Raw genomic sequence first — 14,630 nt, forward strand, 5'->3', positions numbered from 1 at the left:
CTTAAAGGTGGTTATCTGTATTTGTTTAGTATGGCTTGATATCGATTCACGCCATCATCATTATTGGTATTTTTAACTTTATCAATACCCTTTTGTAAATCGTCTAACAGGACTTGGTCCACATTTTTGTTAAAAGCATAGTAAAGTAATCCCTGTTTTAAGACATAAACCGTTTCAAACTGATCTGTTTTGTATCCCGCTTGCTTAATCCACCAATGCGCAGATCGTTCATCATAAGCAATTAAATCAATACGTTTTTTTATCAACAGTTCTGTCAACATGGTGACATTGGTCGATTCTTGCATTGATTCCCTAGGAACGCCATATTGAAGTAATAATTGTTCGCCAACATCATCTCTTATGATACCAATTTTATATGATGTGATTTCTAAAGGTTCTTCTAGCGTAATATTACTTCCTTTACGCGCAATGATCGTCACTTTAATATTATCAATCGGCCCAACCCAATGAAATAGATCTTCCCGATGTTCGGTTCTGGTTGTAGAAAAAAGCACTGCATCTTTTTTCAAAATAGCAGAGCGATACGAACGAGCCCATGGTTGCAAAACGACTTGACTGAGTAAAACCTCGTGCCCAGACAAAGTGGCAGCTTCTTGGAGTAAATCGACTGAAATCCCCGTCACAGCGCCTTGATCAACAAAATTAAAAGGCGGATAAGATTCCGTATAATAAGTCAGACTTTCAAGGCCACTCGAATGTACGGGTATCACGTTGAACATGTTCAACAAAACGGTAAGTAGAATAAAACGCATAGTTTTTAGTGTGCTCATTCTTTACTTCATGTAACGTTATCTGCCTTTTGTTCTTAAACTTTAGATGTACTTCGAAAAGTCGTCTAATTAATCGCAAATTTCTACGAATATAAAAACATCATGAGTTAAATAATAAATGAAGCTGATAATGGAAATTCCCACGAAACAACAGCTAAGTAACAACTTTACCTATACTTACATGCTGTTGAAAAAGACTCCTCTAATAGAGCCTGCTATCTCATCACTTTTTTATAGCAACGCTCAGGCCTTCCAACAGTGCCATAATTTAAATCTGCCTCTAATTCACCACCACTAATCAAATACTCAAGATAGCGCCTTGCTGTGGTTCGACTAGCTCCAATCTGCTCTCCGGCTTCGTCGGCCGTTAGACTGCAAGGCTCGTTAAATAAATAACGTATTTTATCCAAGGTGACTGAATCGATACCTTTAGGTAAACGACGGTGAACCGATGATTCACCTGAGCTTGCGGTTAACATTTTGTCGACCAGCCCCTGATCTAGGTCGGTGGCAGAGCCAAGCTCGCTTTGCTGAATTTGGTACTTCTTCAATGCAGATTCTAAACGTGGAAACATCACCGGTTTGAGAAGGTAATCCACAACACCACCGCGCATTGCCTGTTGTAATGTTTCAACATCACGAGCAGCGGTGATTAAAATGACATCACATCCTTGGTTATTGCCACGAACTTGTTGCAGAATGTCGAGCCCCGTGCCATCTGGTAAGTAGACATCCAATAAAACTAAATTCGGTTTTAATAGCTCTAATTGCATCACGGCTTCAGCCTGTGTCGTGGCTATGCCAACCACATCAAAACCGCTGATTTGTGTCAGGTAGCGATGATGCAATTGCGCAATAGCAATATCATCTTCAATGATCATGACACGGGTATTCATATTTGTTCTTCCTTAGGTAAATAAACGGTCACTCTTGTACCAAATGTTTTGTTGCTCTTCATTTCAAGACAGCCTTGATAACGATCGGTCAATTGTTTCACTAAATACAGACCAACACCTCGGTTATGAGAAGCTTTACTCGACACCCCTTTTTTCCACAACATCTCTGGTGACCATTGCTCAGGTAAACCACACCCTTGGTCATTCACTTCAAGGATGATTTCATTGCCGTAGTCGCCAATAGAGACCTCTATAATACGCCGCTCTTGGGTAATTCGTTGTTCAGTTCGAATAGCAGTAAGTGTGGCATCAAACGCATTATCAATGAGATTGCCCAACAAGGTGACGATATCCTCAGCGTTGATCCTGTTAGGCAAAGGTTCTAAACGCGAACCTTCTTCCACAATCAATTCCAGCCCTAACTCACGTGCTCGTTCCGTTTTTCCTAGCAACATTCCGGCTATCAGCGGGTCTTTCACCGTTTCTCTTAAAAACTCGATAAGCTGTTGGTAGTGAGCGGTTTCTTGTCCAATCAACTGTTGTACTGCTTCTAACTCACCCATTTGCACTAATCCACTGATAGTATTGAGTTTATTTCTATGTTCGTGAGTTTGTGAACGCAACATTTCTGCATACTCTTTGGTTTGCGATAATTGCTCGGTCAATTCGTTGATCTCGTCCCGCAGACGGAAACTAGACACCGCACCAACAACTTTTCCATCAACCGTTATAGGACTACGATTCGCAATTAAACGCTGTTGATTCAGAAACAGTTCAATGTCGTTATCCGGCAGGCCACTTTCAATAACTGTCATCAAGTCACTTTGCGGCAACGAAAGAGAAAGCGCTTTATTGAGCGCGGTTTCTCTATCAATACCTAAAATGTCGCAAGCACTCTTGTTAATGGAACGAAGAATACCTTGATGATCAATACTTAAAATACCCTCTTTCAAGGTACTCATAGTCACATCGAGCTCTACATACAAGCGCCCGATCTCTTCTGGCTCAAAACCTAAAATTGCTTTTTGAAAACGTCGAGACGCGTAGCTCGATACCACTGCATTGGCGGCAACAACCAACAGTGCCATTGCAATAAGATAAATTAAAAAGGGTTCTATGCGATCTTGTAAACGTTCAATTAAATAACCGACAGAGACAACACCAATAATCTGACCTTCTGCATTAAATACCGCGGCCTTGCCCCGAACCGACTTACCTAATGAGCCTTGTGCAAAAGAGACATATGACTGACCTTGCACCAAGGCTTGTTCGTTATCGCCTCCTTTCATCGGTAAACCAATGCGTCCATCAATGGGATGTACCAAGCGAATACCATTTTGATCGCCAATTACGATGAATGCCGCGCCAATAAGTTGTGTTAATTCTCGAAATCGTTCTTGGTGCTCACTGCCACTGGCTGATTCAATCATAGTAACGACACTCGGTGACTGTGCTAAAAACGATGCAACACCGAGAGCTTTTAACCCCATTTCTTGTTCTTGTTCGTGCTTGATATAGACAAACCCTGCTGCAACTAATAGCAGTAATTCGATAAGTCCAGACAAGGTCATGATAATCAGCATCCGTTTACGAAAGCTGATACGACTCCAAACCATATTGATCTCCTTTCGCCGAAAAACAACACTAATTTAACATTCAATCGAAAAAAGAAAGAGATATCTGTGAACACAGCGGTACATTGAGGATACTAAAAGGTTGATGAGTGTTTGCGATGCAATATCAACCACCCACAATAAGCATCAACACACATAAAATGTTGTGATTATTTTTTTGTGATGAGTATCACGCCGAATTTAGGTATTTTTTAGTTCATCACTGCATATGACTTGTATACTTAATGAGCAAAAACGATGAGGTAGTGGCAGAACACACCTCGTTGGAGATAGCCCTATAATAACCATACCAATTGCTATCGATCGATTCACAACATTGTCAGAAGGAAACTTACAATGAAACGCGATGCCTTTGGAATTTGCCTTTCTCGGGACATGCTGTTTGATAACCTGCATTCAACATTCACACACGTAAGAGCTTATGAACTCAAAACGGAGTCGAATGAAGACCTAAGGGTGTTACTCGCTTTCCCGCAGATGTCTGGAAAAGATGTCCTCTCCACAATGCAAGGTAGCCAAAAACTTGAATGGAGAGCCGATTACTTTTGCCCATCTCATCATAAGCATTGAATTTTATTGAGATGCATTCCGTGCTAGTGTCTATAATTCACGCCACTAGTCGGCATTTCAATCATAAAAGTGCTGTTGACTTAGACAGCAAATAATTAGAGTATCAGCTCTAATTATTACAATTCGAGCTTAGCATGAAAGCGAAAACCATCACTCTTGTACTATCTGCATTATTTGGCGCAGCTTCCTCTTCTCCGTTTGCTGCGCCGATCTCCTTCCAACAAGCGTGGGAACTTTTGCAAGAAAGCAATAATTCTCTTGCTGCTGGTCGGGCCAACGTGGAACGTTATCAGCACATCAAAAATTCCACAAATAATTTAAACCTACCTTCCGTAACTCTAGGCGCAAACTATACACGTTTGGATCAAGATATCACGCTATCTGGAAAACAGATCTTCGATAGCACAGGGCAATCTATTTCCCCTTCTTTACCTCCAATTTTCGGACCTATAATTGCTAGTGCCGGCGCAATAACATCAACCATTGCTGAACGCGATATTTTTAGCTCTTCGATCCGAGCTGTTTGGCCTATTTTTACTGGCGGACGAATTGATGCCGCGCAGTCAGCAGCTGAAGGTCGGCAAGAAGAGGCACAAAGCCAGTTAGCGATGGAGACTCAAGCACGCTATGAAGATCTCAGCAAATACTACTTCAGTGTGTTGCTGGCAAAAGAAGTGTTAATAACACGCCAAGCCGCAGAATTGGGGCTAACTAAACATCGTGATAATGCGCTGAAACTTGAGCAACAAGGTCAAATTGCACATGTCGAACGTTTGCAAGCAGAAGCTTCTCTCGATAAAGCGATTGTAGAGCGCAAGAAAGCGCAAAAGAACTTAGATATTGCACAGAGTGCTTTGACACAAATTCTGGGTCAAAATGAAAAAGTTGAGCCCAATGGTTCACTGTTTATTAATAGCAGCTTGCCTCCTCTTTCGATTTTTGTTGATCAAACACTGAACACTTATCCAGGACTTGCGTTACTTGAAGCAAAGGAAAAACAAGCCAACAGTTTAATGAAAGCTGAAAAAGGCAAATACTATCCAGAAGTTTATCTTTATGGAGATTACAACCTCTATGAAGATGACTCACTGGCCAGCCAGTTAAAACCAGATTGGTTAGTGGGTGTCGGGGTCAATATTCCTTTGATCGAATCTTCTGGCCGTAGTGATCAAGTCAAAGCCGCCCATAGCGCTATCTCGCAAGTAAAGTATTTAAAAGCACAAGCTAAACAAGATTTGAGTGTTTTGGTTGAAAAAACCTACCTCGAAGCAGAACAAGCCTTAGAAGAAGCTACCGGATTAAATTCTAGCTTATCACTTGCCAATGAGAATTTACGCTTACGCCAAAAAGCTTTCAGCCAAGGCCTAGCAACGTCATTAGATGTCGTCGATGCCGAACTGTACCTAGCGAGCATTAAAACTCAGCGCTCATTGGCCAGCTTTAACTACCTACTCTCTTTGAACAAATTATTGGCACTAACCAGCGAAATGAATACGTTTCCTAACTACAAACAATCAGCAATTCCGTTAAATACAGCATTAACCAACCCATCAATTGATCAAAAGGATGCCTTATGAAAGCCGTAAAACCAACATTGATTGCTCTCTCAGCTATCATTGCGATCTCTTGGGTGGGTTATCGCTTTTATCAAGCTTATCAACCAGAGCCGATTCGTTTACAAGGTCAAATTGAGTCAGAGCAATACAGCATTTCTTCAAAAGTGCCAGGTCGTATTGACCAAGTTTTGGTGCGAAAAGGTGACATTGTCGAACGAGGACAGCTTATTTTTACACTGCATAGCCCAGAAATTGAAGCCAAATTAGAACAAGCGATTGCAGGGCAAAAAGCCGCGGGTGCATTAGCGAAAGAAGCTGAAAATGGTGCTAGAAACCAACAAATTCAAGCTGCTAAAGATCAGTGGCTTAAAGCCAAAGCTGCTGCTGATTTGATGGAAAAAACCTACTTGCGCGTTAATAACCTCTACCGTGACGGTGTGGTAGCAGAACAAAAACGTGATGAAACTAATACCCAATGGCAAGCAGCAAAATATACAGAAAGCGCAGCTTTTCAGATGTACCAAATGGCAAAAGAAGGAGTTCGCTCTGAAACCAAGCAAGCCGCTGCAGAGAAAGAACGCATGGCTGCGGGTGCTGTAGCAGAAGTTGAAGCGTACGCAGCGGATACCAAAATTGAAAGTTGGTTTGATGGTGAAGTCTCACAAGTGCTGTTAAAAAGTGGCGAATTGGCCCCACAAGGATTCCCAGTTGTTACCGTGGTAGATACCAAGCAGTCATGGGCGGTACTTAATGTCCGTGAAGATCAACTCAAGCACTTCCAGAAAGGAGCAACGTTTAATGCTTATATCCCAGCACTAGAGACCAACGTAGAGTTTCAAGTTGCTCATATTGCCGTGATGGGTGACTTCGCCACTTGGCGCTCGACTGATGCCTCTCAAGGCTTTGACCTACGTACATTCGAAGTTGAAGCGCGCCCGACAACGCAAATTGAAGGACTGCGTATGGGCATGAGTTTAGTAGTTGAGTTATAAGCCGTATGTCAATTCAACCTCGTTCACAGTGGCCTTTACTGCGTCATGACCCTTGGTTATTGTCGTGCCTAACCTGGGTGCCCATTGTATTGGCATTCAGTATTTGGTGGATCTTTTCACAAGGCATTGCTCGTGACTTACCGATTGGCGTCGTAGATTTATCTCATAGCCAACTATCACGGCAATTAGTGAGGGAGCTTGATGCGACCTCTACCCTAACGGTTGAGAAACACTATCAAGACGTTAGTCAGGCTAAAGCTGCGCTTATTGAAAGCGATATTTATGCGTACGTTGTCATTCCGTATGGTTTCGATAAATCCATCATGCGTGGTGAACAGCCACAAGTTTCCACCTTTTTTAATAGCCAATATATTTTGGTTGGCAAGTTAATCAATTCTGCTGTTGTACAAGCTCAAAGTACCTTCAACGCACAGATTGATGTGATGAAAACGTTAGCGTCAAGCAACCAAACTGCCCTAAGTGCAATGGGACGAGCCGTTCCAATACGCACCCAACTGACGCCATTATTTAATCTAAACACCAACTATGCCCAATTTTTAGTGTCAGCCGCTATACCCGCGATCTGGCAAATTGTGATTGTTGTTAGCACCATTATGATACTCGCGGCTAACTATCGTCATTTTGGGTTAAAAAGTTGGCTGGGTGACAGACCACTATACGTATTAACACAAACTCTCAAGTGTTATATCCCTTTATTTATGCTGCAAGGGATAGGGTTTTTGATCTGGTTTTATCAGTGGCTTGATTGGCCAATGCAAGGGAGCTTTGGCATTTTAATTATTGCGCAAACTTTCACGACTATTGCCTGCATCATCATGGGAGCACTGTTCTTTTTCTTGACCTTAGACTCAGCAAGAGCAATGAGTTTTGCTGGTGCTTACACCGCTCCAAGCTTTGCCTTTATGGGCATCACCTTCCCCGCAACAGATATGAACTCTCTCGCACAGTTATGGCGTAATATATTGCCTATTAGTCACTATATCGAGGTACAGGTCAGTCAAGTAAGTTATGATGCCAGCGCATGGCGTTCATTTGAATATTTGGTCCCTATGTTTGGCTATGCGTTACCACTAGCCTTGATACTATTGTTGATCAAAAAACATATTAAAGCAGAGCAGTTAAACCATGACTGAAACAATAAAATTCCTCGCTCTGCTTAAAGCGGAGTTAAAAGCATTCTTTACCAATCCGGTTGTCTTACTCACCGTATTTGGTGGGGTTATTTTTTATTCGTTTTTATATCCACTGCCCTATACTCAACAAACACCAAGAGGGCAGCAGCTAACCATCGTCAACTTAGATAAGAGCCAAGCCAGTTATCAACTTGAACGCATGGTAGACGCAACCCCTCAAGTTAAGGTTGTTCAGAGAAATAGTACCATTGAAGAAGCTAAACACGCTTTCTTGGACAGACAAGTCAGCGGCATTCTCGTCATTCCTGAACATTTCTACAGAGATTTATTACTAGGCAAAAGCCCCACGCTCGCTTACGCTGGCGATGCTTCTTACTTTTTAGTGTATGGCACTATTGTTGAGGGGCTTGTGCAAGCTGGTGGTACGCTGGCCGCACAAAGTAAGGTTTCGCGTTTAGTTATTGAAGGTGAACCTATGGCGTTTGCTTCACAGCACTTTTCAGCAACAAACATCAATCTTAAGCCCACCTTTAATCCACGCATGGGTTATGTTGATTACGTCGTTCCTGCCGTGTTTGTTTTGATCTTACAACAAACCCTAGTGATGGCATCGGGGTTAATGGGAGGCACGCAAAAACATGGACATGGGTATTGGTCAAACACCACTCCCTTGCGGCTGCTACTGGCACGCAGTGTAGTTTTGGTTGTCGTTTATTATCTTCTCAGTATGTATTACTTTGGCGCGAGCTTTAGTTCACATGGTGTTAATATGATTGGCAATGCATCGCAAATACTGTTGCTGCTTTTACCCTTTTTACTTTGCTGTTGCTTCATCGGCATTTGGCTCGGTGCGATTACACCAAGACGTGAATTAGTTACCCTTGTGGTGTTGGTAAGCTCAATGCCACTGGTTTTCTCTGCTGGTTTTATTTGGCCAATCGAAGCGATTCCTAGTCCAATGGTGTGGGTATCAAACCTATTCCCAAGTACACCAGCAATTCAAGGTTTCCTTGGTTTAAACCAAATGGGTGCATCCTGGTCTCAAATTGAGACAAAGTGGTGGTTATTGTGGGCACAGACAGCTAGCTGGGGAGCCCTCGCTCTTTATCAGTTACGTCGAATTCACTAGCCTTACTCTTGCCACTGTTGACGCATGCGTTCAACAGTGGCGTCATCAACCTCATGAATATTTTGAAACTGCCCGCGACAAATGATTATTTTTAACCTCGCCTTGTAGCGTTTAGCTAATTGCTTATACGCTTTCATCTCCCAATGACGAACAAAAGTATTCGACACGACCACGCTCTCCCCTTTAGCTAACCACTGCTGCGTTTGCCGTTGACACCATTGGTGTGCTTGTTGGATTTTTTCCGGATGATAATGGTATTCACCATGCTCATTAACAAAGTACATATCAGCTTCTAAATGCCGACCTGGCATTGCCTTGGCTAAGGTGGATTTCCCCGAGCCAGGTAAACCTCGAACTAAAGTTAGCGTTAATGTCATAAACGGCAGCATAATCAAATTGGACGTTGGCACACTATATACCCAAACGGCTTGAAGTGCAGGTAAGCGGCGAGTTGGAAAGGTATAGCGAATTTTCAATTAGATTAACTTTACTGTCGACAATCAGTTTTTATTGAGTTAACTTTGGAAGTATAGACGTCCATGATATAGCTTAGGGAGAAAGCTGTGCCGATTAAGATCCCCGATCAACTACCCGCTAGTGATGTGCTGCGTAACGAAAACATTTTCGTGATGTCAGAAACACGCGCCTCGACTCAGGGCATTCGTCCACTTAAAGTTTTGATCTTAAATTTAATGCCTAAGAAGATCGAGACAGAAACTCAGTTTCTACGTCTACTGTCTAATAGCCCACTACAAGTAGATATCGAACTACTGAGAATTGATGACCGCCCAAGTAAAAATACGCCAAACGAGCATTTAGATAACTTTTATCGTCAGTTTGAAATGGTTAAACATCGCAATTTTGATGGACTAATCATCACCGGTGCTCCACTCGGTTTGGTGCAATTTGAAGATGTGCTTTATTGGGATCATCTAAAAAGTGTCATGGAGTGGGCCAAAAATCATGTTACGTCCACATTGTATGTGTGTTGGGCTGCGCAAGCGGGGCTAAAGCTGCTTTATAATTTGCCTAAACGCACACGAAAAGAAAAACTGTCGGGTGTTTACCATCATGAAATTCAGAATCCATTCCATCCTATTTTGCGTGGTTTTGATGACTCATTTTTAGCACCGCATTCGCGCTACGCTGACTTTTCACCTGAATATTTAGCAGAGCATACTGATTTAGACATTCTCGCCACCTCTGATGTAGCAGGCGTGTATCTGGCATCAACCAAAGATAAGCGCAATGTGTTTGTCACCGGACATCCAGAGTATGACGCCCATACTTTGCACGGTGAGTATGTTAGAGATCTAAGTGAAGGTATGGAGCCTGCAATCCCTATCAACTATTATCCCAATGACAACCCAGACAACAAACCAATAGCAAGCTGGAGAAGCCATGGCCATTTGCTATTTGCTAACTGGTTGAACTATTGTGTATACCAACAAACGCCATATGATCTTGAACACTTTAGTGAGGATAAATTTACAAAAGATACCTAAAGCACTTTCATTTTCGTCAACATCAAATTAGATCGTATATTAAGTAAACGACAGAGGATGGCTTGCTAAGTCACCTTCTGTCATCCTAGCCTTCCATCATTAAAAGAATGCTGACTCAAGTTTGCTGGTTAAAACACCTCTTTTACTCCGCTACGTATTTAGAGATATCAACGCTATCGATCTGCTCTGCGGCCATAAATTGCTCGGCATATTGCTGATATATTCCCGATGTCAAAAACAGCGTAAATAGTTGAACATCAATATGCTGATCCTTAGCCATAAAACTCATAATGTTAATTGACTCAGACAAGGTTTTCGCTTTCTTATAAAGTCGATCAGAACTGGTAAGTGCTTCAAAAATATCGGCAATCGCCATAATTCTTGCTGTAAGTGGCATTTCCTCGACTTTAAGCCCCATAGGGTAGCCTGTGCCATCCATTTTTTCATGATGTCCACCAGCAATACTTGGAATATTTTGCATTGAGCTGGGGAACGGTAATTGTTCTAACATTTTTATTGTTTGAATAATGTGGTCGTTGATAATTTACCCACTCACTATGTAGCGTATTCTTTTCACTCTTAGATTCACTAGCATGATACTCAATAGCTGACAACATCACGGCTTCATTAATGTTCTTGATCATAGGCTCACTTTGATTGCTAAAATTAGCCTGCTTGTCAAATACCGAAGAGTCACTATAGGCATAAACATACTCACTGCTGTCATAAAGTACACGTATAGAAGACGGTTTTTTTCAGCGTTTGCTGTCAAGTTCGCGACAGTTCCTTAGATAACAAATTAGCAGACACGACGGCACCAGAAGCATGTCGTTGACTCACATCCAAGCCAAATTGACCAAGTTTTTGTGAATAGTGAGGAACTGAGATATTAACCCCGTTTATTTTGGTATTTTGAAACCAAGAAAAAGTACGACTATCTGTCCTAGTATCGACATTGCTTGTGGTAGCAAGCCACTGTTTATTCGCATCATAAAAAAGATGTGTATTCTCTTTCGTGGTAAACGAGTGGTTTTCGACCATAAACATCGTATTCGCTGGGGCATCAAAATCGCTGTTTTTAATATCAGGACTAAACATAGTCACAACAAATAAGTCCCCATTTGGATAACCAACTTGATAAACTGAGTCTGCGGTTGAATCAGCTAACAATTCAAATATCACGGGCACAAATTTTTTACGTTCTTCAATATTGCTCGCCGTCATCAAATCAGATGATGATAGCCCACGAACCGCAGAAAAGATCGAATGGTATTTCGCTGAGAATATCGTGAGAGTTTCACTGGCAATACACTCAAACAACGCCTAATTTGACTGCAATAACATTTTGTTCAAACTGTTTTGCGTCAGCCAAATCTGAGTTGTGCTAACCACAATGGCAACCGCAAAAAAATAGCACCGAAACATAAACACGAATTGAAAAATTGAAGTTCGGCAGAATGCGACTTTTTCCAAATGCCATAATGTGTTCCCAAAAAAAGAAAGGGGTAAATTCATAGTAGGTTGTAACGCAATATAACGAAAACCGAATACATAACTTGTTTGATTAATTTCTTACTATTAAACCATTGGTAAAAAACGGGGGCAACTCGCATAGTTGTCATCTCACTTTCCTTTAACAGCTTGACTTGCCTAATATAGCCCGCACATTTGCTGGGAGAAAAACTTATGATACGAATGCTGACCGCACTGTATTCTTTAGTACTTTCAGGGTGCATAACTGTTACAGAAAATCACCTTGCACAAAACAGTGATTCAGAAATCAAGCATAATCCTATCGACATGGCTGAATCTCGTCTTGCGCTTGGTTTAGGCTATTTAGACAATGGCAATATGAGCAAAGCGCGTGAAAATTTAGAAAAAGCAATACACTATGCGCCAGATGATTATCGAACTCAGCTTGCTATGGCGCACTATCATGAAATGGTAGAGGAAACTGACGCCGCCCGGCATACTTACCATGCGGCGTTGAAAGCCCATCCGAAAAACGGCAATGTGCTCAATAACTACGGCACTTTTTTATGTAAGCAAGGACAATATGAACAAGCCGACCAATTTTTCAACCAAGCCATAATTCAACCTGATTACTACCTCACGGCCTCTAGTTATGAAAACGCGGCCTTTTGCGCCTTGAAGTCAGGAAATGAGGAAAAAGCACGCTACTATTTTACTCGAACATTAAATCATGACCCCGATCGTATTCGTGCTGCACTACAACTGACAAAACTAGAAATTAACGCCCAACAATATACTCAAGCTCGACTTCGTCTGATGCAATTAAACCAACGTTATGGTTATCAAAAAGCATCCTTACAACTATTGGTTGAACTGGAAAGAAAAGCAGGAAACACAACGTTAGAGAAAAAGTATCAGACATTACTCGATACTTTTTCTTAACTGAAAGTGGCTAACTTTTACTCAGTGCTACTCAACAACTGAGAGTTACTTAATATTAGTAGGCCGGCCATCTCTGCCACCTTTGCGATCTCGATAATGTGTCCTACGTAGTCGCTTTACTTTCTGGGAGCGCTGAAGTTTTTTGTACTCTCGATACAAAATACGGATAAAAAAAACAAGCCCAACAACAAATAACAACGCAAATAAATAACCAAATGGCTGGCACAACCAGTCTGGTTGGCAAGGCATATAAATGTTAAATTCCATACCTCACTCCTATTATGCTGTTGCTTATTACTCTTTGATTGATAAACAGTTAGTTTGATTAGACTAACACTTTACCGTTAGCCACTGCTTGCGTTGGTTAGCATTTTGGAAACTCCACGCAATAAATCGACTCACTTTTTGCCCTTGTTGCATCTCAATGACTTTTACGCACTCGGCACCAACTTTATCTAGATTTTTCTTCATCCAACGAACATTGTCCTTTTTGGAGATCAAGGTTGTAAACCACAATACTTGCTGCGCATAGTGTTTACTTTCAAACGCCATATTTTGAATAAAAGCCGCTTCACCACCGGGACACCATAACTCGGCTTTTTGTCCACCGAAGTTAAGCGTTGGCGGCTTACCTTTATTAACGCCTTGCGACACAAATTCTTGACCTTTTTTCGCTCGATTAGCTTGCAAGTTTTTCAGTTTTCGTTCTGTTCCTTGTTGAGCTTGTGCCATGGAAGCGTGAAAAGGCGGATTACAGGTCGTCACATCGTAGCGTTCACCATTTTCAATAATCCCTTTAAAAATGTGCTTTGAATCTTGCTGTAATCGACATTCAATACGCCCTATTAATGAAGGATTACCGGTAGCAATTAGGTGAGCAGTTTTGACTGAAACAGGGTCAACATCACTACCAATATAACGCCAACCATATTCGCTCACGCCAACAATAGGGTAAATACAGTTTGCTCCAACACCAATGTCTAACGCGGTCACTTGTTGATGCTTTAGCTCTGCGCACTCTTCTAACAATAAGTCGGCGACTCGGTGAATGTAATCTGCGCGGCCAGGGATCGGTGGGCACAAATAGCCCTCAGGAATATCCCAGTTAACCACTTGGTAGTGAAGCGCTAACAGCGCCTTATTGAGCATTTTGACCGCGGTAGGATCAGCAAAGTTTATACTCGCCTCTCCCTTTGGGTTAGTGATCACATACGCTTCTAGCTCAGGCATAGCTTTAACTAACGCGGGAAAATCATATTGCCCACGGTGTTTGTTTCGAGGGTGTAGCCCTTGCTTAATATGAGAATTACCCTGCTTATCCTGAACGGAGGAAACTTGGCGTTTTTTATGCTGGTGCGTCGTTTTAGGTGGCATTATTGTCCCTCTTTTAAATCGAGATACATCATAAATAGTCGCGCATCTAACTCAAGTTGGTGATAGTTGGGTTCCATGTGACAACAAAGCTGATAAAACGCTTTGTTGTGATCTTTCTCTTTAATATGAGCAAGTTCATGCACTACCAGCATACGCAATAAAGGTTCTGGCGCTTGTTTAAAGGCACTGGCGATGCGAATTTCATTTTTTGATTTTATTTTTCCGCCATGCACTTTTGCCACATAACTGTGCAAACCTAATGCGTTGTTAATTATATGAATTTTATTGTCATATATCACTTTACTAATCGGTGGTGTCTTCTTCATATACTGGTTTTTAAGCTCAATGGCATAGTTGAATAACGCTTTTTCGCTTTGAATCATATGTCGCTGCGGGTAGCGCTGTTCAAACCATGTGACTAGTTTTCCCGCCGTCACTAGCTGTTCGACCTGTGAAATGATATGTGGTGGGTAACCTTGTATATAGCGAAGAGATGGATGCATTGGATATCGACTGACAAAATAAAAGGCGCATAGTGTAACTGAATCACCTTATGCTTTCATCTATCTCACCCGAATCCACAGGATAAGCACACTGAGAGGGAACAGTTGAAA

At 41.8% G+C, this 14,630-nt stretch carries 15 protein-coding genes and 1 pseudogene; 7 read left to right on the forward strand and 9 right to left on the reverse strand.

Annotated elements, in window-relative coordinates:
* Positions 1-11: 11 nt before the first annotated feature.
* The 3 genes from AACW06_RS12515 to AACW06_RS12525 all read right to left on the reverse strand — a co-directional run bounded on the left by AACW06_RS12515 (position 12) and on the right by AACW06_RS12525 (position 3,303).
* Positions 12-773 carry a substrate-binding periplasmic protein gene (locus tag AACW06_RS12515; RefSeq protein ID WP_238336701.1) on the reverse strand — a complete coding sequence of 254 codons (762 nt, stop codon included), beginning with the start codon at positions 771-773 and terminating at the stop codon, positions 12-14.
* A 233-nt stretch (positions 774-1,006) separates the two neighbouring features.
* Positions 1,007-1,687 (reverse strand): response regulator, encoded by a 681-nt coding sequence (locus AACW06_RS12520; RefSeq protein WP_192075304.1) that lies wholly within the window; start codon positions 1,685-1,687, stop codon positions 1,007-1,009.
* Positions 1,684-3,303: an ATP-binding protein gene (locus tag AACW06_RS12525; RefSeq protein ID WP_192075305.1), complete on the reverse strand. Its 1,620-nt coding sequence runs from the start codon at positions 3,301-3,303 to the stop codon at positions 1,684-1,686. Before AACW06_RS12525 ends, AACW06_RS12520 begins: the two co-directional genes overlap by 4 nt.
* A 354-nt stretch (positions 3,304-3,657) precedes the next feature.
* Here AACW06_RS12525 and AACW06_RS12530 point away from each other — a divergent pair, with 354 nt between their 5' ends.
* From AACW06_RS12530 to AACW06_RS12550, 5 genes are all read left to right on the forward strand, one after another.
* Positions 3,658-3,891: a hypothetical protein gene (locus AACW06_RS12530; RefSeq protein ID WP_053309396.1), complete on the forward strand. Its 234-nt coding sequence runs from the start codon at positions 3,658-3,660 to the stop codon at positions 3,889-3,891.
* 134 nt (positions 3,892-4,025) lie between these two features.
* A complete protein-coding gene (locus AACW06_RS12535) occupies positions 4,026-5,468 on the forward strand; it encodes a TolC family protein (protein ID WP_192075306.1) in 1,443 nt (480 codons plus the stop codon).
* Positions 5,465-6,439, forward strand: coding sequence for an HlyD family secretion protein (locus tag AACW06_RS12540; protein WP_053309394.1), 975 nt, complete (start codon positions 5,465-5,467; stop codon positions 6,437-6,439). Before AACW06_RS12535 ends, AACW06_RS12540 begins: the two co-directional genes overlap by 4 nt.
* Positions 6,440-6,444: 5 nt before the next feature.
* A complete protein-coding gene (locus AACW06_RS12545) occupies positions 6,445-7,593 on the forward strand; it encodes an ABC transporter permease (RefSeq protein ID WP_192075307.1) in 1,149 nt (382 codons plus the stop codon).
* Positions 7,586-8,722, forward strand: a complete 1,137-nt coding sequence (locus tag AACW06_RS12550) for an ABC transporter permease (RefSeq protein WP_192075308.1) — start codon at positions 7,586-7,588, stop codon at positions 8,720-8,722. Before AACW06_RS12545 ends, AACW06_RS12550 begins: the two co-directional genes overlap by 8 nt.
* Positions 8,723-8,724: 2 nt before the next feature.
* Here AACW06_RS12550 and AACW06_RS12555 read toward each other — a convergent pair whose 3' ends face one another.
* Positions 8,725-9,099 (reverse strand): ATP-binding protein, encoded by a 375-nt coding sequence (locus AACW06_RS12555; protein ID WP_192075331.1) that lies wholly within the window; start codon positions 9,097-9,099, stop codon positions 8,725-8,727.
* Between the two features lie 186 nt (positions 9,100-9,285).
* Between AACW06_RS12555 and metA the strand changes: the two genes are divergently transcribed.
* Positions 9,286-10,227: a homoserine O-acetyltransferase MetA gene (metA, locus tag AACW06_RS12560; protein ID WP_192075309.1), complete on the forward strand. Its 942-nt coding sequence runs from the start codon at positions 9,286-9,288 to the stop codon at positions 10,225-10,227.
* Positions 10,228-10,369: 142 nt separating this feature from the next.
* On the opposite strand, the pseudogene AACW06_RS12565 reads toward metA, so the two are convergent.
* Together AACW06_RS12565 and AACW06_RS12570 are read right to left on the reverse strand one after the other, a co-directional pair.
* Positions 10,370-10,771, reverse strand: a pseudogene (locus tag AACW06_RS12565) (HD-GYP domain-containing protein); the annotation flags it as partial.
* Positions 10,772-10,995: 224 nt separating this feature from the next.
* Positions 10,996-11,547: a hypothetical protein gene (locus AACW06_RS12570; RefSeq protein ID WP_192075311.1), complete on the reverse strand. Its 552-nt coding sequence runs from the start codon at positions 11,545-11,547 to the stop codon at positions 10,996-10,998.
* Positions 11,548-11,913: 366 nt separating this feature from the next.
* Here AACW06_RS12570 and pilW point away from each other — a divergent pair, with 366 nt between their 5' ends.
* Entirely contained in the window at positions 11,914-12,642 is a 729-nt protein-coding gene (gene pilW, locus AACW06_RS12575) for a type IV pilus biogenesis/stability protein PilW (protein ID WP_192075312.1), read from the forward strand.
* Positions 12,643-12,687: 45 nt separating this feature from the next.
* On the opposite strand, the gene AACW06_RS12580 is transcribed toward pilW, so the two are convergent.
* From AACW06_RS12580 to AACW06_RS12590, 3 genes are all read right to left on the reverse strand, one after another.
* The gene (locus AACW06_RS12580) at positions 12,688-12,909 is read right to left on the reverse strand and encodes a hypothetical protein (RefSeq protein WP_192075313.1); all 222 of its coding nucleotides are present in this window, start codon (positions 12,907-12,909) and stop codon (positions 12,688-12,690) included.
* 63 nt (positions 12,910-12,972) lie between these two features.
* Complete coding sequence (gene rlmF, locus AACW06_RS12585; protein ID WP_192075314.1) at positions 12,973-14,016, reverse strand: 23S rRNA (adenine(1618)-N(6))-methyltransferase RlmF; 1,044 nt, start codon at positions 14,014-14,016, stop codon at positions 12,973-12,975.
* Positions 14,016-14,519 carry a M48 metallopeptidase family protein gene (locus tag AACW06_RS12590; RefSeq protein ID WP_053309386.1) on the reverse strand — a complete coding sequence of 168 codons (504 nt, stop codon included), beginning with the start codon at positions 14,517-14,519 and terminating at the stop codon, positions 14,016-14,018. The genes rlmF and AACW06_RS12590 overlap by 1 nt, the downstream gene beginning before the upstream one ends.
* Positions 14,520-14,630: the final 111 nt, after the last annotated feature.

The sequence above is a fragment of the Vibrio sp. S12_S33 genome, assembly GCF_963889785.1.
GTDB classification, from domain to species: Bacteria; Pseudomonadota; Gammaproteobacteria; order Enterobacterales; family Vibrionaceae; genus Vibrio; species Vibrio aestuarianus.